Annotated in this window: 20 protein-coding genes and 1 pseudogene; 5 read left to right on the top strand and 16 right to left on the bottom strand. The window is 52.0% G+C overall.

Features of this window, described 5'->3' with window-relative positions; translation table 11 throughout:
* Positions 1–49: 49 nt before the first annotated feature.
* The 8 genes from BJP58_RS24420 to bcp all read right to left on the bottom strand — a co-directional run bounded on the left by BJP58_RS24420 (position 50) and on the right by bcp (position 8,157).
* Entirely contained in the window at positions 50–1,603 is a 1,554-nt protein-coding gene (locus BJP58_RS24420) for a response regulator transcription factor (protein ID WP_194540931.1), read from the bottom strand.
* On the bottom strand, positions 1,578–3,356 hold the full coding sequence (locus tag BJP58_RS24415) for a cache domain-containing sensor histidine kinase (RefSeq protein WP_113059338.1): 1,779 nt from the start codon (positions 3,354–3,356) through the stop codon (positions 1,578–1,580). Before BJP58_RS24415 ends, BJP58_RS24420 begins: the two co-directional genes overlap by 26 nt.
* Before the next feature lie 312 nt (positions 3,357–3,668).
* Positions 3,669–4,844 carry an NAD(P)/FAD-dependent oxidoreductase gene (locus BJP58_RS24410; RefSeq protein WP_071220853.1) on the bottom strand — a complete coding sequence of 392 codons (1,176 nt, stop codon included), beginning with the start codon at positions 4,842–4,844 and terminating at the stop codon, positions 3,669–3,671.
* A gap of 31 nt (positions 4,845–4,875) precedes the next feature.
* Positions 4,876–5,346: a DUF1641 domain-containing protein gene (locus BJP58_RS24405; protein WP_194540930.1), complete on the bottom strand. Its 471-nt coding sequence runs from the start codon at positions 5,344–5,346 to the stop codon at positions 4,876–4,878.
* A 270-nt stretch (positions 5,347–5,616) separates the two neighbouring features.
* Positions 5,617–6,321 carry a stalk domain-containing protein gene (locus BJP58_RS33740; RefSeq protein ID WP_233354746.1) on the bottom strand — a complete coding sequence of 235 codons (705 nt, stop codon included), beginning with the start codon at positions 6,319–6,321 and terminating at the stop codon, positions 5,617–5,619.
* Positions 6,318–6,923 (bottom strand): polysaccharide deacetylase family protein, encoded by a 606-nt coding sequence (locus BJP58_RS33735; protein WP_233354745.1) that lies wholly within the window; start codon positions 6,921–6,923, stop codon positions 6,318–6,320. The genes BJP58_RS33740 and BJP58_RS33735 overlap by 4 nt, the downstream gene beginning before the upstream one ends.
* Before the next feature lie 89 nt (positions 6,924–7,012).
* Positions 7,013–7,213: a hypothetical protein gene (locus tag BJP58_RS24395; protein ID WP_194540929.1), complete on the bottom strand. Its 201-nt coding sequence runs from the start codon at positions 7,211–7,213 to the stop codon at positions 7,013–7,015.
* 461 nt (positions 7,214–7,674) lie between these two features.
* On the bottom strand, positions 7,675–8,157 hold the full coding sequence (gene bcp, locus BJP58_RS24390; RefSeq protein ID WP_194540928.1) for a thioredoxin-dependent thiol peroxidase: 483 nt from the start codon (positions 8,155–8,157) through the stop codon (positions 7,675–7,677).
* Positions 8,158–8,286: 129 nt separating this feature from the next.
* On the opposite strand from bcp, the gene BJP58_RS24385 reads away from it, so the two are divergent.
* From BJP58_RS24385 to BJP58_RS24375, 3 genes and pseudogenes are all read left to right on the top strand, one after another.
* Positions 8,287–9,375 carry an LCP family protein gene (locus tag BJP58_RS24385; RefSeq protein WP_194540927.1) on the top strand — a complete coding sequence of 363 codons (1,089 nt, stop codon included), beginning with the start codon at positions 8,287–8,289 and terminating at the stop codon, positions 9,373–9,375.
* A 79-nt stretch (positions 9,376–9,454) separates the two neighbouring features.
* Entirely contained in the window at positions 9,455–10,771 is a 1,317-nt protein-coding gene (locus tag BJP58_RS24380) for a glutamate-1-semialdehyde 2,1-aminomutase (protein ID WP_194545049.1), read from the top strand.
* Between the two features lie 185 nt (positions 10,772–10,956).
* Positions 10,957–11,793 (top strand): annotated as a pseudogene (locus BJP58_RS24375) (aminoglycoside 6-adenylyltransferase); the annotation flags it as partial.
* 119 nt (positions 11,794–11,912) lie between these two features.
* On the opposite strand, the gene BJP58_RS24370 reads toward BJP58_RS24375, so the two are convergent.
* On the bottom strand, positions 11,913–12,065 hold the full coding sequence (locus BJP58_RS24370) for a hypothetical protein (RefSeq protein ID WP_194540925.1): 153 nt from the start codon (positions 12,063–12,065) through the stop codon (positions 11,913–11,915).
* Positions 12,066–12,137: 72 nt separating this feature from the next.
* On the opposite strand from BJP58_RS24370, the gene BJP58_RS24365 reads away from it, so the two are divergent.
* Both BJP58_RS24365 and BJP58_RS24360 read left to right on the top strand, forming a co-directional pair.
* Entirely contained in the window at positions 12,138–12,737 is a 600-nt protein-coding gene (locus tag BJP58_RS24365) for an RNA polymerase sigma factor (RefSeq protein WP_194540924.1), read from the top strand.
* Positions 12,688–13,674, top strand: a complete 987-nt coding sequence (locus BJP58_RS24360) for a DUF4367 domain-containing protein (protein WP_194540923.1) — start codon at positions 12,688–12,690, stop codon at positions 13,672–13,674. The genes BJP58_RS24365 and BJP58_RS24360 overlap by 50 nt, the downstream gene beginning before the upstream one ends.
* A 248-nt stretch (positions 13,675–13,922) precedes the next feature.
* Here BJP58_RS24360 and BJP58_RS24355 read toward each other — a convergent pair whose 3' ends face one another.
* The 7 genes from BJP58_RS24355 to BJP58_RS24325 form a co-directional block, all read right to left on the bottom strand.
* Positions 13,923–15,371 (bottom strand): ABC transporter substrate-binding protein, encoded by a 1,449-nt coding sequence (locus tag BJP58_RS24355; RefSeq protein WP_194540922.1) that lies wholly within the window; start codon positions 15,369–15,371, stop codon positions 13,923–13,925.
* Positions 15,372–15,501: 130 nt separating this feature from the next.
* Positions 15,502–16,368, bottom strand: a complete 867-nt coding sequence (locus tag BJP58_RS24350) for a carbohydrate ABC transporter permease (RefSeq protein ID WP_194540921.1) — start codon at positions 16,366–16,368, stop codon at positions 15,502–15,504.
* Between the two features lies 1 nt (position 16,369).
* On the bottom strand, positions 16,370–17,305 hold the full coding sequence (locus BJP58_RS24345; protein WP_194540920.1) for a carbohydrate ABC transporter permease: 936 nt from the start codon (positions 17,303–17,305) through the stop codon (positions 16,370–16,372).
* Positions 17,306–17,401: 96 nt separating this feature from the next.
* Complete coding sequence (locus tag BJP58_RS24340; protein ID WP_194540919.1) at positions 17,402–18,721, bottom strand: response regulator; 1,320 nt, start codon at positions 18,719–18,721, stop codon at positions 17,402–17,404.
* On the bottom strand, positions 18,721–20,553 hold the full coding sequence (locus tag BJP58_RS24335; RefSeq protein WP_194545048.1) for a cache domain-containing sensor histidine kinase: 1,833 nt from the start codon (positions 20,551–20,553) through the stop codon (positions 18,721–18,723). The genes BJP58_RS24340 and BJP58_RS24335 overlap by 1 nt, the downstream gene beginning before the upstream one ends.
* Positions 20,554–20,856: 303 nt before the next feature.
* Positions 20,857–22,722 (bottom strand): SLC13 family permease, encoded by a 1,866-nt coding sequence (locus BJP58_RS24330; protein ID WP_194540918.1) that lies wholly within the window; start codon positions 22,720–22,722, stop codon positions 20,857–20,859.
* Between the two features lie 266 nt (positions 22,723–22,988).
* Entirely contained in the window at positions 22,989–24,251 is a 1,263-nt protein-coding gene (locus BJP58_RS24325) for an SGNH/GDSL hydrolase family protein (RefSeq protein WP_194540917.1), read from the bottom strand.
* Between the last annotated feature and the right edge of the window lie 50 nt (positions 24,252–24,301).

The following is a 24,301-nucleotide window of genomic DNA, read 5'->3' as shown; positions in this document are numbered from 1 at the left end:
GATTTTGTTCCGAAAAAGTGGATTCTTTTCCGATCCTATGAAATTCCCATTATTTTCGATGCTGTCCCTGGTATTCCGCGGGCGTCATGCCTACCAACTTCTTGAACAGTTTGCTGAAGTATTTCACGTCATTGAATCCGGAGCGATCCGCTACCTCATACACGCGCAGCGATGTGGTGGAGAGCAGCTCCTTGGCCCGTTTCAGCCGCAGATCAATCACATAGTCAATGAAGTTATGTCCGGTGACGCGCTTAAACATTTCGCTAAAATAGTTGCGGCTTACAGCCACTTCGTCCGCCACCTCCTGCAAGGAGATCGGCTCGGCAAAGTGGGCCTTAATATATTGAACGGCCTGCAGCACGATCCGCTCATGCAGCGTGGATTCCGGTAAGGGGTGCCGCATAGCCTCCTCACGCAAGGCATGGAAGCCTTGGAGCACCAGCTCTTTCACTTCCTCCACCGAACGAAGCTTGCCCACTTCCCCGATCTGCGGAAGCGGCGGGCCGCCGGGAAGATGAAACATAGCGAGCAAGCTCAGAAGTTCCTCTGCTTCCCGGAGAACCTCCTGCTTCTTCATCCGTCCGGGCTGCCAGCGCTGCATGACCGACTGCAGCCGCTCTTCGGTTTTGACCATGTTTCCGACCGACAGGGCGGCTCTAAGGGCATGCATCTCGGAAGCAGACGTCTTCTGGGCCAAATCGGCATCGGTAAGAGGGAGCTCCTCTGCCCGAAGAATCTGTTGATCTCGATGGAAGAAGAGGCCCTCCAGGCTCTCGCTAGCTTCTCGAAACGCTTCCTGCAGCTTATCCATGCCGTTATATCTCCTGCTGAGCCCCATGGTGCATCGGATCGGCAGATGGATAGCCGCTTCGTGCTCTAAAACCTGCCGATTTGCTTCGTCCCCTAACGGCAAGCATACAGCGATCCGGTCCGTCTCCAGCCGAACTGCCAGCGCCTCCGGCACCTGGTCATACAGCTGTTCCATTAATCGCTCGATCTCGTCATGCCAATCCTTGTGCTGCACCCCTGCCGTGCCAGCCCCTGGGTCAGAATCAAGCTGGAGCACGGCCAGCATATAAGCGCCGTTAAGATTTCGTGCTTCCAGGCTGGCGATTGCGCCCGGCTCTCCGGAAAGAGCCTGAAAGAGCATTTTCTCGGCGGCCTTCTTCTTATTCAGCCGCTGCTGCTGCTCATGCTCGGTCAGAATCCGCTGCATCTGCTTCTCCTCTTCCAGCTTCAGACGCATGTGATCAAGCACGGCACCCAGAGAGTCCGCATCGAGCGTCGGCTTGAGAATGTAATCGGAAGCGCCAAGCCTGATGCCTTCGCGCACGTATTCGAAATCGCTATGACAGCTGAGCAGCAGTACCTTTACCCAAGGACAAAGCTCCCTTGTCCGACGGGTCAGTTCCAACCCGTCCATGACCGGCATCGCGATATCCGTGATCAGAATGTCCAAATCCCCGTTTACGATCCACTTCATGGCCCGCTGTCCATTCGAGGCCTCGCCCACAAGCCGGTAACCGTATTTCTCCCAGTCGAAGGTCGAGCGCAGTCCCGTACGCGCGATCGCTTCGTCATCCACGAGCAGCACTCTGTACATAATCGTCCCCCCTTTGTCTCGCAAACGTGATTGTGACCCGCGTTCCTCCGTCTTCCGGGCTTTCCACCCATACCCCATATCTGCTGCCGTAATACAGCTGAACCGTTTGGTGAACATGACGCAGGCCGATATGGGTCATGCCATGCTTGGAGTGATCCTGCTCATAGGACAGCAGTCCTTTTATTCGTTCAGGCTTAATGCCGATTCCATTGTCCTCGATCCGCACCATGACATCCTGCTGCTGCGATGTTATCCGGATCTGAATGACGCCCCTTTCATCAAGCGGGGCAATTCCGTGAAAGATCGCATTCTCCACGATCGGCTGCAGCAGCATCCGGGGAACATAAAGGCCCTCCATCTCCTCAGGGCAATCGATCCTTAACTCGATTTGGTGGTCATAGCGGTAATTCTGAATGATCATATATTTGCGAAGCAGCTCCAGTTCATCGCCAAGGCGTATGAACACCCCATTGCGCTCCAGGCTCCCCTCCAGCAGATGAACAAGGGCCGTAACCGATTGATCCACGTCATTCGTCCGGTTCAGCTTGGCCATCCAGCGGATCGAGTTCAGCGTATTGTAGAGAAAGTGGGGATTGATCTGATACCGCAGCGCGCGGATTTCGGCTTTTTTCTTCTCGGACTCCTCCGCGGCGATGCGCCGGATTAGGAGGTCGATCTGCTCTATCATTTTGTTGAAGCTTCTGCCCAGCTGACCAATCTCGCTGGGTCCTACATTCTTGCTGCGGACCGATAAATCGCCTGCCTCGCTTCTGCGCATCAAGCGGCTCAGGTGAACGAGCGGATTGCCGATTCTCCGCGTCATAAAATAACCCATGCCGATCGCTGCCAGAATCGATCCGAATACAATCCAGACCGTGAAGCTCCGGATGCTGGCGGAATCGGCCGTTAGTTCCTTCAGCGGCACCATGCCTACCACATGCCAGCCGTTGTTCAGGCGCGAGGGGATCATCAGCGTTTTGTTGTTGTTCAAGTTATATTCCGTCAAATCCGAGGGCAGCTTGATCCGGGACTGCCTCCCGTACATCGAAGGATCCGGATGATAGAAGTAACGATTCTCGTCATTGGCCACGTACATATACCCCGTGTCCCCGAACTGGACGTGGTTTAATTCATCGATCAGGACATCCCCCATAATCTCGATAAACATGACTCCGACAATCTCCCCTGTATCCCAGCTCCGAATCGCCCGACCTAGTCCGAAGACCGGAAATCCCATTCCCGTTTGCTTCAGGTAGGAGGTATCCGACAAGCCGAACCATACCGCCTGTCCGTTCGCCTCCAGAATCGATCGATACCATGGAGAATCCCACTGGTCCGGGATGGACATCAAGGAATCGGCACTGAGAACCGAATTGTTACGCTGCACGTCAAACACGTACACGTCCAATATCTCCGGCGAGTTAATCATGATGGAGGTCAGCAGGTCCTTCCCCTCCTTCACCTTCAAGGTCAGGTCATACTTACTGATATTCTGATCCTCTAGTATGCCGTGAACCACCTTGCTGTTCAGCACCATCATCGAGGAGTCGTCCAGCTTCTTGAAGAACATGTTCAGCTTGTCACTGACTTGAGTGATGGTGAGGGAAGCCACTTTACTGACCTGTTCCTCCACGATCGAGGCCGATTTGTTATACGACAGGAACCCCATAATAAGAACCGGGAGTGTTGTGCCGATGAAAAAAAACAAAAACAGTTGAGTGACAATGGAATGAAGACGATGATATCCCCGCATACAAGCTCCCTCCGTTTCATAAAATGAAAACTGCGAACCTTTTACGATAGCGCTTACATAACTGTTTGACCTTCTTTCTTCTTCCTCTTCACCTTCTGCCTTTCCCTTACCTCCTTCTCTAACATCCCGCTCCGGAGCACCATGAAGGTCCTGCTGTATCCCTCGCTCCCGGGTGTAATCATCGTATTATGTTTTCATGTCGATGTCCCTAAGTCCATCTGCTTATGTTTGGGCTGCGCAAATAAAAAAGAAATGGACCCGAAAATTTCGGGTCCATCTCTTTATATGTGGATATAATGCCGCCTTCTAGGCTTAGTAAGCCAGTGTAAACAAACCGTTGATGTGGGACAGGTAACGCATGTTACTTGCTTCCTTCATCAAGGTTGCAGGCAGACCTTTCAATTGGGTCTTGTTAGCGCCAATGGTACCGATGGCATCTTTACGTCCCAAGCTGCCGAGCGTACCGGAGAATACCGGTGTGAACGAAGCTGGTGCGCCGCCGTTCAATTGAGCGAAGATGTTGTAGCCGATCAGCTCGCCCATTTGCCATGCAAGCTGTGCCGTTGGCGGGTATGGACGACCTTCTGGTCCCATAACCACCGCGCTGTCGCCTGCAACGTATACATCAGGGTGAGATGCGGATTGCAGGAATTCGTTAACAACCGCACGTCCGCGATTGACTTCGATGCCGCAGTTAGCCACAACGGAGTTGCCCTGTACGCCGCCAGTCCATACCAATGTGCTGGTTTCGATCGTGCTGCCGTCTTTCAGTTCAACGGTTGTACCGTCCATTTTGGTGATCGGCAATCCGGTCAGGAAGTTCACGCCGCGTTTCTGCAGGCTTGTAGTCGCGCGGTCAACCAATTCAGCAGGGAAGCCCGGCAGAATCGAAGGAGCTGCTTCAACACAATAAAGCGTGATTTCTTGTGGGTCGATACCGTATTTTCGAGCCAGCTCGCTTCTCATATCGGCATATTCACCAACAAGCTCAACGCCAGTCAAGCCGCCGCCGCCAACCACGATGGTAGCGTCCGCTTTGTTTTTCGTTTTGCTGTATTCCGCAATGCGGGACTCCACATGAGCACGCAGACGATTAGCATCGTTCACGGACTTCAGAATGAAGCTGTTCTCTTGCAGTCCCGGAATGCCGAAGAATGCCGTTTCGCTGCCCAGTGCGATAACCAGGGCATCATAGGTGAAGTTTCCGCCGTCATCGAGGGAAACCGAACGCTCATCCGGCTTGATTTCCTTTACGTTGCCGATGCGCAGGTCAACGTTCGCGCCGCGCAGAAGCTTGTCGAGCGGCAAAGCTACTGCTTTCTCTGCGATGTTGCCTGCTGCCAGACGGTGCAATTCCGTAATGATCTGATGGGTTGGGAAACGGTTGATCAGCGTGATTTTTGCAGCAGCACCAAAATGCTCGCGTGCAGAAAGCGCACTAAGCAAGCCGCCATAGCCTCCGCCCAAAATTAAAATATGTTTAGACATGACCATCCTCCGTTCTTCGTATGATTATGGATTAACGCTTGTTTTGTTGGTCGCGCTCGTTAAGAACGTCCAAAAAAGCCTGAGCATAGCGAAGACCCTTTTGAACCTGAGGATCTTTCAGCATTTTCATCAGACCAAATACGCCGATCTGAGCTTGGTCGCCTTGAGCGTGTACACGGTCTCCGGCTTCGATGGCTGCAGATGCAACGCTTTTTGCTGCTGTCGTGATTGGCTTCGCGAATCCGCTAAGGGAAGCCATGGTGTCTTCCGCAAGCACGGGATCCGTAGCTACGGATTTACCGAAGTCATAAGCTTTAGTCATGACGGTCAGCATTTCCGTAAGTTTTGGAAGATTGTCCACGAGAGTTGTGAGGGATTCCTGAACCTCGGGCTTGAGCAGTTGTTCGAGCAGCACATCAGGACGGCTGGACGCCGCAGCTTCTTGGTTTCCTACAACATTTTCCGGAGTTTCGGACGGCTGTGGAGAAGATGTTTCTGTCATAAAGAATTGCCTCCTTTTCTTTAAGTGAATTCCCAAGATGAACTTGGCGACGATCGAACCGGCTAGCTTTAATTTTGGGATAACCGGTATCTATTATGCATCACTTACAAAAGTGCGAACTTATGGGTGACTCACTATCGCCAAAAATAAAGCAGGGGGAAACTTCCCCCTCCTTTATTCGGAAACAATCTTAGGGATTGTGATAAATATCTCTAAGTACTAGTCTATAACTTGTGAAGCATAATTACAAACATAAAATGCAATTTTCGACTACAAAGTTAGAACGCGATACTCGCTTTCTTCATATGTAACTCTTGTAACAGGGCGGCCGGAAAAGTCAAGCGCTTCCCGAAGCGGAATCCAAGCGGTACCGCCGATCAAATGAATATCCGAAGACACCGGTTTGCCCCCTGTTTGCATGGGGAATAGCAATCCACCCACCGGGTCCGCTTCCCAGCGATTCCCTGCAAGTGTCACCTGCACCGTCTTGTTGTGAGACTTCCAGGTCACGCTTCCGCCGAGCCGCTCCACCAGGGAACGCAGCGGTACCATCAACCGGCCGTCCACCATTTTGTATTCACCTGCCGCGAATGCAGTCTCCATTCCTCCAAATTCCACAGCCAGCGTTCTCCCGGTCTCAAATAGCGCGGCATTGGCTGTGACATGTTCGCGAATCCACTGCTTTGAAGGCTGCGAAGCCTTACGTGCACTCTGCTGTGCACGAAATTGAACAGGCTGGACTTCAGTAGACAATACGTCAAAGGCATAACCTTGCTTTTTATAATAGGAAATAATCTCCGGAAGGGCCTTGACGCTCTCAGCATGCCCTTTACCGTCATGAAGAAGCACGATCGCCTCATTGCCATTCACTTTCGTGGTTGCCCCTTTGACGATGTCTTTAACCGGAACGCCTCGATACTTGGAATCGCCGCTGTCGACGTTCCAATCGAATACATGATATCCCCCCTGCTTCATGTATTGAAAATAGGCTTCATCAAAATGTCCGGCCGTCCCCCGGGAGCTCTGACCAGCTGCGGCCGTTCCCCCGTAATTAAACGAATGATTTCCTCCGTTTTCTTAATCTGCCCCCAGAAATCCTGAAAATGCCCGTAGAGCTCGTCATAACGATGATCATATGTATGATTCCCAATCACATGGCCTTCCTCATAGATGCGGTTGATAATTTCGGGACGGGTCTCCGCCTCCTTGCCCAGTACAAAAAATGTGCCTTTAATTCCTTCGCGCTTCAAAATATCCAGAACATCCAGCGTCAGATCCGATGGCCCGTCGTCAAATGTCAGGTATACCGTTTTGTCACTTTGTTTCTTATATTGAACAGGTGCGGCGTTCGCGGCCGGTGTATTCTTGAATGCAGTCGTGACGATTGGCAGGTTGGCCTCTTCGGGCTTAACCTGTACATCCTGCCGAGTTACTGTCATTGGCGCCGATGCCAGAGGAGCCTGTTCCACATATATGTCTATCGGCCGCTGGACCTCAAGCCCCATACCGATCATGATCAGCAATGCCAACACGCCGAAAAATACCGCAATTGATGTTACCCGCACCATATTTTTCATTATCAACTCTACCTCCATCGTTTCTATGAGTTCGGCTTCCTGATAGATTATATGGAGGACGTTTCAAAAAAAGACTAGGATTTGATATTTTACAACCGGAAGGGATGATAGAACATCCGGGCAAACAAGAAAATGGTACGTTCGTGCGAGTCTTCTCCGTTTCTTCCGGCAATGTCGTATCCGCCCTCCTTGAGAGCAACGGAACCTTCTTGGGGCAATGCCGTGAACGCGCTAAAAGCCCTTGTGACTGGGCCCTGGAATCGACGGGACCAGGCGAATGACGGCAACAAGGCATGGTACTCCCAAACAGCTTGATTCTCCTGGATTAGCGGTACTTGATGATATTCGAGGACTGTGGTTCCGCTATTCCTTTGTTTTCTGCCCTTTAATGGAGGTATGAGGACATGAGATCCGCTATTGCAAGATATTGCGGGCTAAATTCGTGATTTTGGGTGCATTAACGGATCCTCTGTCCGGATGGCCTACCAAATGGATCGGTTATCGGTAAATAGCGGATCGAGTGTCCAAATGGGCTCAAAAACAGCTCGTTTTTACAGCATACAGCGGATCCTATGTCTGCCGGCCCGAAACAGCTCGTTTTCGGTAAACAGCCAAACGCGGGCGAGCCGCTGCGAGAGCCGGTGGCCCCCTACTCTCCCTTCGCCGACCTATACCTCTGGTCTTATTTATTTTAAAAAAAGGTCCCTTATCATGCCTGTTCAGGCATGCTGAGGGACCGTTCTTCATATAGCTATGACAGCACGGCTGCGAGAACCGCTTCGACATGACCTTTTACTTTCACTTTCCGCCACTCGGCGGCCAGCTTTCCCTGCTCATCAATTAGGAAGGTCGAGCGTACAATACCCATATACTCGCGGCCGAACATCTTCTTCATCTGCCACACGTCAAACATTTCGCTTACCTTATGCTCCTCATCAGACAAGAGCAAGTAGGGCAGGCTATGCTTATCGATGAATTTGGCATGGGATTTCAGAGGATCCGGGCTAATCCCGATCACGACTGCCCCTGCCTGCTCCAAGCTTCCATAATGGTCCCGGAAGCTGCAAGCCTCTTCCGTGCAGGTTGGGGTCATATTTTTCGGATAGAAGAACAGCACGACTTTACGTCCACGAAAATCGCTTAAAGCTACCTTCTCCCCGTTCGAAGCCGGAAGTGAAAAATCCGGCACCAGGCTTCCAACTGTCAACTGCGTTTGATCTGCGATAAGTCTCAACTCCTAAAATACGGACTTTAGTCCCGAAAATTGATTGTCTTTTCGAAAAAAATTATAATAGAATGAATGTCGAATGTTCAAATGTTCTATCGAATTCATTCATCAGCGTAATCCGAAAGGAAGAACACAATGACCAAAAAAACAAAGAAGACGATTATATGGAGTGTCAGCCTCATCCTTGCCGCTATTATTGGTTATGGCATTTATTATGCGGCATCGTTCTACGACGGCTTGCAAAGTCTTCAGAAATCAGGTGAATCCTCCCCTTTTCGTGAAATCGAAAAGGTAGATGCCAAAGTTCCGGCACCACCCGAGTGGGAAGGAACGGAGACGGTTAACATTCTGCTGATGGGCGTGGATGCGCGCGGTTTTGAGGAAGGCGAAATTCCTCGATCCGACAGTATGCTTGTTGCCTCGATTGATCCCGTGAAGAAGAAAATGCACTTGTTCTCTATTTTGCGCGATACTTACGTAGAAATACCCGGATATGACCGAAACCGAATCAATACGGCCATTACACACGGCCCGAATACGGCCATGAAGGCTGTTGGCGATCTGCTGGGCATTCCGGTTCAATACTACGTCTATACGGATTTCCAGGGTTTCATGAAGCTGGTTGATTCCGTTGGCGGAGTTGATTTCTATGTTGAGAAGGACATGAATTATTCCAGTAAAGCAGACAAAAACGAATACGACATCGAACTGAAGCAAGGCATGCAGCATCTGGATGGCAATGCGGCGCTGCAATATGTCCGGTTCCGCTATGATGCGATGGGCGACTTTACCCGCACCGAGCGTCAGCGCGAGCTCTTGAAGGCCGTAGCCAAGAAAATGCAGACCACCACTTCCATCATGAAGCTTCCGGACATTCTGAAGTCCGTCAGCCCTTATATCGATACCAATCTCGATGTTGAGGATATGTGGAAGCTTGCGAACGTTGCCTACAAGAGTAAAATGAGCGGCAGCGAACAGGTGCCTCCGATGAAGCTCCTGAAGGAAGAACATATCGGCGGGGCAGCCGTTCTAACGGTCGGCAATTCGGATACGCTGAAACAGTATATCCAGGACATCTTAAATCCGCCAACGCCTGATCCTGAGACAGAAGGCAGCCAAGGTACGGACAGCAATTCTGAAACCACTGGTTCTGAGAATGACGATTCTGAGAATGGTCATTCGGATAGCTCTACTGTTCCATCTGCAACAACGGATCGTAACTAATACACTTACAGCAAGCAGGACAGGAGCTACGTCATTTTAGCTGCCTGTCCTGCTTCATGAAGAAAGGAAGTTAATGATGATGACAACATCAAGAAACCGTTCAGAAACTCTATATCAAGAAGCGCTGCAGCATATCGTAGGCGGCGTAAACAGCCCCTCCCGTTCGTTCAAAGCCGTAGGCGGCGGTGCCCCCGTTTTCATGAAACGCGCGAATGGAGCTCACTTCTGGGACGAGGACGGCAATCGCTACATCGATTATTTGGCAGCCTATGGCCCGATCATAACCGGACATGCCCATCCGCATATTACGGCCGCAATCACGGCAGCCGCTCAAAACGGCACCCTCTACGGTACGCCTACGGAGCTTGAGATCACCTTGGCCAAAATGCTGAAGGCTGCCATCCCGTCCATGGACAAGGTGCGTTTCGTCAATTCCGGCACCGAGGCGCTCATGACCACGATCCGGGTGGCCCGCGCCTACACCAAGCGCAACAAAATCATCAAGTTCGCCGGCTGCTACCATGGCCATTCCGATCTTGTCCTCGTGGCAGCAGGCTCCGGTCCTTCCACGCTCGGCATTCCGGACAGCGCCGGGATCCCGGCCAGCATTGCGACGGAAGTCATTACCGTTCCGTTCAACGATCTGGATGGCTTGCGGGCCGCCCTCGACGCATGGGGCGATGATGTGGCCGCCGTTATGGTAGAGCCGATCGTTGGCAACTTCGGGATGGTCATGCCGAAACCGGGATTCCTCGAAGGCCTATGCCAGATGACGCACGATAACGGCTCATTGGTCATCTATGACGAAGTAATCAGCGCTTTCCGCTTCCACTACGGATCTACCCAAACTTATGCGGGTCTGGACAATCACGAGGCGATTCAGCCGGATCTTACGGCGCTTGGCAAAATCATCGGCGGCGGTCTGCCTATCGGCGCCTATGGCGGCCGTAAACACGTGATGGAACAGGTCGCACCGCTCGGTCCTGCTTATCAGGCAGGAACCATGGCGGGTAATCCAGCCTCCATCGCCGCCGGAATCGCTTGCTTGGAGGTTCTGCAGGGTGAAGGCGTATATGAAGAAATGGAGCGCTTGACCATCAAGCTGACGGAAGGCTTGCAGGCATCCGCCGACCGCCACGGCATTCCGCTCACAATCAACCGCATCCGGGGCTCCTTCTCCACTCACTTCTGCGATCACCCGGTCACGAATTATGACGAAGCGCAGGACACCGACGGCGAAGCGTTCGCCGCTTTCTTCCGCCATATGCTGGACCGCGGCGTGAACCTGGCTCCTTCCAAGTACGAGGCCTGGTTCATGACCACAGCCCATACGGATGCCGACATTGAGGCTACGCTTGAGGCTGCGGAGGAATCTTTTAAGGCCATGAAGAATTAATATAGATAATTAATATAGATAAATGCATAACCCGCGAAAGGAGATCTCCTCATGAAAAAGCGGCTGAACAAGTTATAACATGCTCCACATCCCTGCCGTGCTTCCACGGTCCGAATTCGTGGACCTCCTGACCTGCCCGATTCAAATCGTGAGCAATCTAAATATGAATGCGGAGGCTGGATAACATGAGAAGCGAGCAAGAAATGATGGATTTGGTATTGGGCTACGCAGCCCGCGACGAACGGGTTCGGGCCGTTACCCTGGAAGGCTCCCGAACGAATCCCAACGTGCCTAAGGATATATTTCAGGATTACGATATCAGCTTTCATGTTACGGACATGGAGAGCTTTATTCAGGACCCGGATTGGATCGACGTCTTCGGTGAACGGATTATTCTGCAGACGCCCGAAGACATGGCCCTGTTCCCTCCGGATCTTGGAGGCTGGTTCTCGTACCTGATGTTGTTTACCGACGGCAACCGGATTGACATGACCCTGATTCCCATCGAGGAGAAGGAAAAATACTGCAAGGAGGACAAACTGATCCAAATCCTAATGGATAAAGATCAGGCGTTCCCGGCGATTCCGGCTCCGTCTGACGAGGATTTTTGGGTAAAGCGTCCGTCCGCAGCCTTTTTCGAGGATTGCTGCAATGAGTTCTGGTGGGTATCCACGTATGTAGCCAAGGGCTTGTGGCGGGAAGAAATACTGTATGCCCAAGACCACTTCCACAACATCATGCGGCCGATGCTGATGAAAATGCTGGAGTGGCAGGTGGGCGCCCAGACCGATTTCTCGCTCAGCGTGGGCAAGAACGGCAAGTACTTGAAAAACTACCTGTCTGCGGACAGCTGGAACGAGCTGATGTCCACCTACCCTCGCGGAACCTACGAAGAAGTGTGGGAGGCGTTGTTTACGATGGGAGCGCTGTTCCGCAGAACCGCGCTGGATGTCGCTGAGCAGCTGGGCTTTGAATATGATATGGGGCAGGATCAGCGCGTAACGGGCTTCCTGCAGCATGTCCGGCAGCTGCCGGCGGATGCGAGCGAGATCTATTAAGATATGCGGGACGTTGCGGTACCCTTGATTCAAATTATCGAATCAGGCAGTCGTGCTCGAGGAGGGCTGACCACTGGTCCAAGTCAACTCCCGATCGTAAGGATATGAAACAGCAAAGAGAGACGCCGCTCCGGCGTCTCTCTTTGTTGTGCTGCAGACTTCTCCAAAATCCCATCCGGGGACAGCCGCTCCTTTACTTCAACCCGATCTTGGCGACTGCGCTCTCCTGCAAACAAAATTTATTGAATCCATTTGTCACATTTGTGCTTTGCCCAAACGTAATACAAATTGTAAAGGGGTGAAACCACTTGGATGAACCAGCATTCCATCAGATCGTTGCTGATGTTTTGAAGGGAGAGATCGACAAATATGAGCTGATCATGAACCGTTGCAATAAAGCCATCTTCAACTATTGCTATCACATGCTTGGCGACTATGCCGAAGCCGAAGATTGCACCCAGGAAGCTTTTCTGAAAGCTTACCGCAATCTATCTAAATTCGAACCGGACAAGCCCTTCGAAGCCTGGCTGTACAGCATCGCCTGCAACCAGTGCATCGACTACCTCCGCAAGCGAAAGCTATCCCGATTCCTCCCCTTTCTGTATCAGAAGGATCAGGATAACCGGCATGTCGATCAGGTCATCGAGCACAAATACTACAATCCATCCGTGCTCCGGGCGCTGGCCAGGCTGACCGCCGAGGAACGAAGCCTGCTCATCCTGCGCTGTGTCGAGGACAAGAGCTATCAAGAGATCAGCCTGATTTTGAAACACAACACGACCTATCTCAGGAAAAAATATGAGCGGGCCGCAGCCAAGTTCCGCAAACATTACGCCATGGCAGAGGGGGAAGAAACGAATGAGCAAGGACAACGATCAGGACCTGAAACCACTCTTTCAAAGGGTTGAACCGCCGGGGACGGCCCTCCAGGAACACGTCATGAACCAAATTCGGGAAAAACAACTTAAAAAGGAGCGATTTTTTGTGAAATACAAAGTTAGCATTCTCTTAATGGCCGGCATGCTGCTTACCGCATCGACCGGATTTGCCGCCGTACAGTACCATTCCTTAACCAACAGCAAAGGGGAAGTTCTCTATGAGGAGAAATCGGACGCTCAGGCGCCTTCACCAAAAAACTATTCAAAAAAGGAACTGAACCGCATACATCTCATGAACACCATCTGGGACGAACAGATCAAACCGGGTGAAGCCGCCATCATTTATGTTGTACCGGATAATCCAAAGCATGTCATCGACATCAAATCCACTCCGCATGCCGTCAAGGATTTCGCCAAGCTGCAAAGCATGGTGAACGTGCCCGGTTTGCCGCTGGCCAAGGAACTGTCCGGTTCGGGCACATATACGTTCAAAAACGCCAGCGTGCACATGGAACGCGAGACTGATGTGACCCCGCTGACCGAGCAGGAAAAAGCCGACATCGCCAAAAAGCTGCTTGAAAAAGCCAAAGCCTCCGGGAAGGACTACGCCCTGATGCCGGTGAAGTTCACCGATCAATTCTGGCTTTCGACTGTATATTATGCCAGCGGCAATAAAAAAGTCTCCCTTACCATTCTGAATAACGGGGACCACGGGAGCGTGACCTCCTACTGGGACGAGAGCACGGGCATGACCAGCCGGAAAATCGAGATCAACGGGCAGGACGTGCTGCAAAAAACGTGGAGCGGCGGAAACTCGGAGCAGCTGGCGCAGCTGGACTGGGTCTATGAAGAACCAACCACCGGACATCACTACATGCTTTCGCTCAACTCTACCACGGGTGACATCGCTGCCGAAGAGCTGATCCGCATTGCCAAAACAATCATTCCGAAGACGGATTCCAAGTAAGCAGCGTGATGTCACTTGGCTTAGGGCTGTCATAATAGCAATCATTATACCAATATAAAAAAAGTCGCCTGTGGCAGTTTCGGGATCCGGACACGAATCAGGCGACCGTGTTTAAGAAGGGCTGACCTTTCGTCCGGCTTGAGCAACTATTTCCAAGGATATGAGAAAGCAAAGAGAGACGCCGCCCCGGCGTCTCTCTTTACTGTGCTGCAGAATTCTCCCCAATCCCATTCGGGGCAGCCGCTCCCTTACTTCTGTTCGATCTTATCGAAGAAGTTCTCCTGAACCAGCTTGGCTGTTTCATCCAGCTGTTTCTTGGAATCCGTGCCTTCCTTCGAGAACGACTCCTGTACAACGTTGGACATCGCCGCATAATAATCCTGCGTGCCGAATTGCGCTTCCGGTTTGCCTTCCAACAGGCTGAAGAGCTGCGGATCATATTTGTAGACGTTGTCGTACTTATCGTAGATGGCTTTTACCTTCGCGGCATACTCGGAATCATCGCTGAAATATTCCAGCGGCGTCGGTACAAAGTATTTGCCTTCGGCTTTGCGGGCATTAATCGTATCTTCCACCGATTTCAGCGCATCATCCGTAAAATAATCAAACGTGATGTAACGGAAAGCCATTTCCTGCTCTTCCTTCGTGACATTCGGGTTGATGACCAAATAATTACCGCCCAAAATGCCGTGATGCGCTCCGCCTTTCTCCATGGCAGGCATCGGATATGCCAGCACATCCTCAGGCTTCATGCCGCCCTCGTTCAATGCCGGCTGGATCACGTCAAATGCGCCTGCAATGACCATCGCCGTACGTCCCTGCTGGAACGAGCTGACGGCATCGCCCCAACCGAGAGCCCAGTCCTGCGGAATGGCATTCGCTTCCCATCTCAGCTTTTTATAGAAATCCAGCGCCTTCACGCCGGCTTCCGAGTTAAACACGGCCTTCACTTTGCCACCCTCGTTCACTTCGATATCCCCGCCGGCTTCGAACAGGAAGTTGGTCCAGTTCCAGCCCGCTTCATTACCTTTGCCCATCGGCGCGATGCCGGATATGCCGGCCTTCGGATCTGCGGCCCCTTTCGCCGTGTTGTACATGTCGTCCCACGTCCAATCCATCGGCGGAACCGGTACGCCCTTCGCATCCAGCAGCTTCTTGTTCACGATCGTTGACGTGATATACCCGTTCTGCGTAACGCCATACACCTTGCCGTCCACGATGAATTGATCCTGGAGCACGGGATTCATGTCGTCCTTGTATTCCCACTCGTTCCAGAACTCCGTGATGTCGGCCACCCAGCCCCGCTCTACGAGCAGCTGTGCTTCCGTAGCCCAAGTGTTATAAAATGTCGGCGCTTCGTTCGAAGCCATCTTGACCCCAATTTCGTTGACGCTGTACTGCCAGTCGTCCTTCACGATGGTCACGTTCGGATATTTCGCCTGAAAACGGGCGATTTTATCATCCTCCTGCTGACGCAGCGTTGTATCATCCGGCAGCGGATAGTGGATCTTGATCGTTATCTTTTGATCCGCGATATCCTGTTTCGGTTCATCCGTCTGCGTTGCAGTCGTTCCGCCTGAATTGGCAGTCCCTCCGTCTTTATTGCCGGCCTCCGGCGCTGCTTTGCCTCCGCCGCAAGCGGCGAGCAAGGAGCTGAACAGCATAAGGCAGATCAGTAATGCTGAGAACTTGCGCATGGATACTCCCCTTTTCCTGATTGAATTGATAATGTTCTTTCTTATCTCCATCATAAAATTGAAACTCGGAAAGGACGATGTGCATTCATATGACGATCATGTGCAGGGCTACGATGGTGTACACGCTGCCCTACCCTTTAACAGCCGAGAGACTGACGCTGCGCATAATGAATTTCTGGAACACCAGAAATACGAAGATCGGCGGCACCATAACCATGAACAGGATCGCGAATTTTATGCTGCTGTCCAGGCTCCTTGCGTTGATGACATACTTGTAGATGGCCGTGGCCAGCGTGTACTTGTCCTGCGTCTGCATGACCAGCGACGGCCAGAACCAGTCATTCCATGCCGTGGAGAAGATAAAAATCGCCAGCGTTGCAAAAATCGGGACAGACAGCGGTACGGCAATTCGCAGGAAGCTGCTCAACTCCGAAGCGCCATCGATGCGTGCCGCCTCGAAGATCTCCGGATGAATGCCATCGAAGAAGTTTTTGATCAGCAGGAAGAAGTACGCATTCGCTCCGGCCGGCAGCCAGAAGGCCCAGTAGGAATTCAGCAGCCCCAGCTCCTTCAAATTGACGAAGTTCGGAATCATGTAACTCGACGCCGGAATAAACAAGGTCATGAGAATGAAGAAATAGATGACGCGGTGATAGGGAACCCGGATACGGGAAATGCTGAATGCCGCCAAGCCCAGTACCAGAATCGTCACCAGCAGATTGCCGCCAAAAATAAGCAGCGTATTCTTCAGAAACATCGGCAGATCGATGTATTCCCACCCCTTCGGGAAGTTATCCCAATGCCATTCCGACGGGAAAAAGCGCGGCGGAAACGTATTGATCTCCTGATTGCTCTTCAGCCCGTTAAACATCGTCATGCCGATTGGATACAGCATCGTAAAGATCATCACCGCAATGCACAGCACCATCAATCCGTATATCGCCTTGTTCCACGGTTTTCTCAGATCCGAAGCGGACAGTATGCCTCTCTCTTTCATCCTAGTACTCCTCCCTGTTCATCTTGAATTGCAGGATGCCCAGCAAACTCAGCACCAGGAACATCAAGATGCCCATCGCGGTTCCTGCCCCGTAATCCAGCTGGTTAAACGCGTATTTTACGGTTAGAAGCGCATAGGTGAGCGTGGCCTTGTTCGGTCCGCCGTCCAGCATTGCAAGCTGCGACTGGTACGCCTGCGAAGTGCCGATCAGCTGCAGGATCAGCATGAGCATAATCAAATTGCGCATCGAGGGGAGCGTAATGTATTTAATCCGGGCCCATACGCCCGCACCGTCGATCTCTGCGGCTTCATACCAATCCTTCGGTATGCTGAGCACGCCGGCCAGATAGATCAGCATCGCCGAGCCAAATTGCTGCCATGTCTCCATCACGACCAGCGACACCATGGAGAAACGGCTATCCGAAATAAAGGATACCGGTTCTGCCCCAAAGAAGCCGAACAGGGCGTTGATCGGACCTACCGGGTCATACATCCACCTCCACATGCCGTAAAGCACGACGCCGGGCACGACAAACGGTAGATACGCCGCAATCCGGGCGAAGCCCTGGAACAGCTTCAGCTCCGAGATGGCGATAGAGGCCGCGATGGGCACCCAGAAGCCGATGACCAGCGTTAACAGCATAAAATACAATGTATTTCGAACGGAAACCAGCAGATCGGGATTGCTGAGAACCTTGGCATAATTATCGAACCCGACGAAGGTGTTTCCTTTTACGAAATCGATATGAAAAAAGCTGTAAAAGACCCCTTTCAAGATCGGCACCCACAAAAAGACGATAAAGATCGCAATGGCTGGAACGAGGAACATATACCCCCATATGTACTTCTTCCACAGCGGCTTGCGCTTGTGCTCCTGTCGGGTGCGATGACCGGGCTCTATCCGAGCCTGGCCTTGCGGCATGGCCGTTTCTTCCATCTGACTCCCTCATTCCTTAATTAAATGTCCAGCTTTAATTGTAAAAAGACAGGGAGTCTTACAACATGTCTAAAACTATGTGAAGTATAGCCGTTCTTACTTCTTTAGCTCGCTGGGGCTGACGCCGTAATATTTTTTGAAGATTTTGCTGAAATGCTCCGGAGATTCATAGCCGACTCGCTCCGCGATTTCGTAGCGGCGGAGATCCGTGCTCAGAATCAGGGACCTGCTCTCCTCCATCCGCAGCTTCACGACATACTCCCACAGGCTGCTGCCGGTATATTTTTTGAACAGATAACTCAAATAGTTCGGGCTCACGTGATTGTTCTTGGCTATCTCGTGAATCGTCAATCCCTTCTGGCGGTAATGCTCCTCGATATATTGCCTTGTATTCTCCACGATCCGATTGCCCTGGCTCGAGAGCACCTCATGCGACGTCTCCTGGGCATAGTTGTGCCAATTGAAATCCCCGTAATAAAACACGTGGAAGTCCTGCAGCTGCTCGCTCCACAGCATCGCTTTGTCCGCCTGACGGCTGAGCACACTCAAAAATTCGGGCCCCCTCAATATTTGGCTGATCCCAACGGTACAGCTTCGTTTCAGGTACAGCTCCACATGGTGGTGCAGACTCCGGCCGATCATCTCCAGATGCTGGATCTTGCCGCCCGCATTCTCCTCCATCTCCTGCTCGCTCCATTGGAGGATGATGTTGATGTCCCGCTCCGGCGAATAGAATACGAAGGCGTGCGGCTCCTGCTCCAGCAGCTCCTTGGCGACATTCAGCGCGGCATATTGAATCAGGCTTATATCTTTCCTTGAAAAAGAAGCGCTGCTGTCTTCCCTTAAGCCCAGCTTCATCTTGATAACGGCAAAATAAGGACCGATCAAGCCCAGCTCCGATTCGTCTAGGCCGGCCAGTTGCGGCTGATCCCGCTCCGTGGAGAGCCGCTGATTCAGCCGCTCTATTCGTTCGGACGGAGTCTCCTCCATCCGAAAATGCTCGTTATCGGCCATGAGAAATGGCTCTATCTGAGGCGCCGGTCGATCCATCTTGAGCAGAACGCTGCGAACCGAATCCAGAAACTGCTCGCTGTTCAGCGGTTTGATCAAATAATCCTTGGCACCGAGCTGGAGCGCCCGCTGTGCATATTGAAATGTTTCATGGGCTGAAATAATGATCGTCTGAACCCACGGCTTCACGATCTTGGCCTGCTGCATCAGCTCGATGCCGTTCATCTCGCCCATCTGGATATCGGTGACCAGCAGGTCGATATCTCCCATCCGTATGTAATCCAGTGCTTCCTGCCCGCTGTAGGCCGTAGCAATCCCATCGATGGCCAGGCCCGAGGACGTTAACAGCCCGGCCAAGCCCTTGCAGATCAAAGGCTCGTCATCTACCACCAAAATGTTATACATCAGGAAACCTCCTGTCCGGTTGCGATAATGGTTGTTTCATCTATTCGGGGAATCGTGATCGTCACGCGGGTTCCCCCTTCTTCTCTTGGTTTATATTGCAGACCGCAGCCGCTTCCAAAATGCAGCTGGAGCCGCTCCTGGATATTGCGGATGCCGTAGCCCAGCGAAGGGTCCGGCGCTTCATCATGGAGCAGCCTGTGGATGGACTCGTAGTTTACGGGGCGGAAGCCGTTATCTTCAATGACGATCCGGCATTGTCCCTCTTCTATATGGCCTGAAATCCGGATGATTCCGTCCTCGCCCATATTTTTAATGCCATGAATGATCGCGTTCTCCAGCAGCGGCTGCAGCGTAATCTTCGGCACTTGGTTCACCAGCAAGGACTCGGGCACTTCCCAGTGGACGGTAAACTGATAATCGTAACGGTTCAGCTGCAGATTGATATAAGCCCCCGCATGCTCAAGCTCTTCCCCAAGCGTGATGAGATCCCGCCCACGGCTGAGACTGATCTTCATCAATTTGGACAAATCCTTGATCATCTCGGCGGACTCGGTATTGCCCTCCATCGTGCTCTTCCAATAGATGCTTTCCAAGGTGTTATACAGCAAATGGGGGTTAATCTGCTGATACAGCAGCTGCAGCTGCGCTTCCTTCTGCTTCAGATCCATACGGTATTTGTAGTGGATCAGATCATTCAATCGGCGGGCCATGTCATAGATCGTGGAGATGAGGACACTGACTTCATCTTTTCTGCGCCTGTAGGGGGTTTCCGGCACGACGTTCCCCGGTTCATACCTTCTCACAAAATGCGCCAGCTTCTGGAGCGGCGTCATCAGCGACTGCCAGAAATAAAAAACGATAATGAGACCCACGGCAAAGTAGGCGATGGAGATGACCTGGATAACACGTTTCATCTCGCTTTGCTGGGCGAGCAGCGTTTTGACGGGCACCTTGTAGACCAGCTTCTGATTGAGCACGTAGTTATAGTCAATAACATAGATAAAATCCGACGTGATCACGTCCATGATGCCGATCGTGGATTGACCCGGATCCGCTTCAGGGGGCAATTCCAGCCTCCCTGCCATGCCTTGTACCGACGAAGTCAGGATATGGTCGTTCCCATCCGTAAAATACAGCTCCCCATCCGGAATCGAAACCGTCGATAACGACTCGCCGATCCGGGCGTCTAAATTCGTGACCACCAGAACGCCGATGGTTCCGCCCTTATAAATATTGTTCACGGCCCTTACATAGCTTAAGGTCTCTTGATCCTGGCGCCCTTGTACCGGCGGCGACAGATTCGCTATGCGCTTGAGATACCCGTTCCCTTTCATCGCCACGGCTTCATCGAACCATGCCGGCTTCTCCTTCTCGTCGGAGAAAAAATATACCCCCGCTTTTCGGCGGTCAGGGTAATAGGGAGCAAAGAAATAGCTGTTGTTCGGGTCATACACATAGAGCGAGTAATAAACCGGCTCGCGTTCATCCGTCTCTTGGGAGAAGGACAGCAGCATCTTTTCCAGCCGCTCGTAGTTTTTGACGCGCGCGAGAACGGTGTCCTCGGCAAAGGGATCCAGCTGCTGGATCTGCGAATTTTGGATGACCGTGGAGGTCACTTTGTTAACGGTTTCAATATCACGGTTAATCAGCTTAAAGTTCTGCTTGTTCAGTTCGATATAAGCATTGGTCACATGGCGCTTCAGGATTTGACCGGCCATGGAATTCCCGTAGGCGTTCAGCGCAAACAACGGAATGACCAGCACCAGGAACAGCAGAATCATCTGCTGCTTGATATTCATTCGGCCCAGTGGATTTTTCAAGCGGTTCTTCATCGGCCCTTGCACCTCCGGCTTTCTCAAGCATAGCAACAATCCAGCGGCATCAGCGTAGTCATTTCTACGGAAATGATGCGTATTTTTACGATCAGGCAGAAAGTCCTAAGTGGATGTATTAGCCTTACGACAGGCGATTTCCTGCAAAAGCGGCGGGCGTGTCTGGCGGGAGTCGATCGATCGAGGAGTAAGGGGGTACTGATCGGACAAGGCTTCACGACATGCTGCCCCCAAAATGGAATAACACCCGCATGCGCAATCCTCATCGGATGGAACATGCGGGTGTTATGTGCCGGTTCTCCTTTAGAACGGAAAGAACAGCGGCAGTACCGCCATCATGACCAGGCCGATCACCAGTTGAAGCGGCAATCCGACCTTCACATAATGGCTGAATTTATAACGGCCAGCCGACATAACGAGCGCGTTCGGCGGCGTGGAGAACGGTGAGGCAAAGCACATACTCGCTCCAATGGAGACGGCGAACAGAAACGGATACGGACTGGCTCCCATCTGGATCGCAGCCGATAACGCAATCGGCGCGAATAATACGGCGCAAGCCGTATTGCTGATGAACATCGTTAACAGCGAGGTGGTGAAGTACACTCCTGCCAGCAGGGCAAGCGAACCATAGCTTCCCAGTGAATGGACCAGCATATCCGAGATCAGCGTGGCGGCTCCCGTTTTCTCGATGGCAATGGACATCGGAATCATGCCGCCAATGAGTACGATGCTCTCCCAGTTGACCGTCTTGTAGGCCTCCTCCATGTTACGCACGCATCCGAACACCACCATCAACACCGCGGCAATCATCACGGAGGCCACCGCCGGAATCCATTCGGTCACCAGCAGGATCACCATCAAGAGCATAATCCCGGCCGCAATCGGCGCTTTGTGGTCCATCGTCACTTTGCGCGACTCCTCCACGGGCTGCCCCACCACCACGACATCCGTTTGCTCGGCCGCCAGAAGGGCTATATCCTTCCATGTTCCCTGAACGAGCAGCGCGTCGCCAAAGCGCATTTTCTCTTCCTTCAGATGATGCAGAAGATACTGTTCTTTTCGCTGAATCCCCAATATGTTCACCCGATATTTCTCGCGGAAACCCGAGTGCTTGACGAGCCGGCCAATCAGGCGAGAGGACGGAGTCAGCATCACCTCGGCAATGCCGACGTCACTCGTGGCGTACTGCGACTCCTCCGTACGTTTTCGATGCTCGGGTACACGCTGGTCCAGCATGACAAGCCCATACGTCTCCGCAAACTCCGAGGCCCGCTCGAACGGGCCGTTTACATACAGAATATCGTCTTCCTCAATCATGGTCTCGGGACCGGCGATTTCCTGGTTGATCGTTTTGAAGAATTGATTCTTGGCCGACATTTTACGGCGGATTTCAATGACGTTCACTTCGAACCTCGCCGGAATGTCCAGCTCCCGCAATGTTTTGGATCGAATGGAGGAATCGGCACTAACCTGAATCCGATACAGGTTCTGGGTCAGCCGATACTGTTTGGCCAGCTCTCGAAGCGAGCGCCCGCCCTGTTTACCTGCACCCCCTTCTTCATTGCTGGGAAGAAAACGGCGAAGGAACAATATCGCGAGGATCCCCGTTGCCAAACAGACAAGTCCGATCGGCAAAAAAGCAAAGAACGACAGCCGTTCGTATCCTGCGTTGATCAGCGTCTCCTGAATCACGAGATTCGGCGGTGTGCCGATTAACGTGAGCATGCCCCCCAAGCTGCTGGCAAAAGCAAGGGGCATCAGCAGCCGCCCCGGACTAATCTCGGCGCTGAACGCCAGACTGACAACAATGGGCAGCATGACCGCTACCGTGCCGGTATTACTGACGAATCCGCCAATGAGCGACGTTACCAGCATGATCATAATCAAGAGCCGGGTCTCGCTTCCCCCTCCAAGCTTCAGCAGCTTTCCGCTTGCCATCTTGGCTAATCCGGTATGAAAAATCCCCCCGCCCACAACAAACAAACCGATCATCATGATGACAACCGAATTGGAAAAGCCCGAAAGGGCTTCAGCCGGACTTAAAATGTCCGTTAGCATAAGTACCATCAACACGCCGATCGCGACCAAATCCGACCGCACTTTTCCCGACATGAACAATGCGGATGCCACGGCCAAAACAGACAACGTAACGATCATCGGTCCATTCATTCCTTGATCCCCCTATAATGCCATATCTATGTTTCTTCCAAGATTCGACATTCCATAAGCCTTCCCCTGCCCATTTCACGGATCTGCCACTTTCCATATGTCATTGAAATGGGTTAAAAATCTGATCTGATATCAAACCGATGAAAGGAAATGATGTCGTATTGTACCATCTGCCTGGAGTTACTTATGTTAAAAACATCACAAAAACGCTAATGACAAAAAAAGCTGCATCGGCTCCTTCCAGCCGATGCAGCTTGCTTATGGGATTACAAATTAATGAATGCGGTACGCAATTTGGTGCTGTATTGAACGTCAAAACCAAGACCGGATGCAATCACCGCGAGCGGGACGTAGGTTTTATCCTCTTTTCCTACTTTTTGCAGGAAAGCCGGCGTATCGATCGGTACAGCCGTTCCGTTAACTTGAACGGTTTTGGCACCGATCTTCACTACCACCGTCTGATCTCCAAACGTAATCGTTGCACTGGACGTTTTATTTTCCCATGTGGTCGTCGCCCCCACTGCATCTACGATATCCTGTATCGCTACGTAATTCAGATTATCGCGAAGAATCGGCTTATACGGCGTGTTCAGCTCCTGCCCCTTCACGATGATGCGCATCGGCTGCCCCTGTTCTTGAACAGCGGGATTCTTGTAGCTGCCCCAGATCGTCTCTGCGAACACACCGGCCATCGTCTCATATCCATATTGGTTCGGATGAATATCGTCTTTCAGGATATGGGTCATCGTCAGCTCGGAGCCCACGAACTTCTTCGCCACATGGGCTACCTTAATATTCACGCCCTGAGTGGCAAAACTGTCAGCTACGCCTTCCACCAGCTTCGTAAACTCTCCGGATGCTGCAAGCAGTTTAGCATATGCGATCTCGTCAGCGACTTTGGGCACTGGATTATACTGGTCCGCCACCACAATTGCGGCATCCGGATTGATGGCGCGCAAGTTGGTAATGACGGATGAGACATTATCGGTATAGATCTTGAACAGTTCCTGCATCTTTGTTTTCAACTGTTCATCGCTTAATGTTTCCACGGTACTGACCAGACTCATCATGTCATTGCCGCCGATCGTAATGGTTATCAGATCCGCACCCGCGATAATCGGCTTGGCTTTCGCTGCGTCAGCGCCAATCTGCTTCGTGCGTGGATCGATGCCGCTTAGCCCAGGCTGCAGCTCTTCCGCCGTAATTGCGCGTTCATCCAAGACGGCCTTGACGTAATGGTTCAGCCCATCGGTTTTCAATCCGCCGATCCCCAGATTCGTTACCTCGGTCCGGCCGTGGAACAAACCTTGCTCATACAGCCGGTCAACAAAACCGTAAGGCTTGCTGTTCAGATCCATTCCCGGCTCATACCCGACAGTCAACGAGTCCCCCAGCGCTACAATATGATATGTATCCTTGGCTGTAACCTCATCGGCATAAGCCGGCGCAACGCTCGGTCCAACCAGTGCCACCGCGAGCGTCAAGGTGCCGGTTACTGCCGCCAGCCCCTTCTTCCATTGTTTGAACATGCCTTCACTCCCTCAACGTCAATATCTTAGTACAGCCTTATTTTACCACC

This window comes from Paenibacillus sp. JZ16 (assembly GCF_015326965.1).
GTDB lineage: Bacteria > Bacillota > Bacilli > Paenibacillales > Paenibacillaceae > Paenibacillus_AQ.
Note: the sequence above shows the minus strand (reverse complement) of the source record. Positions and strands in the feature narration are given on the sequence as shown.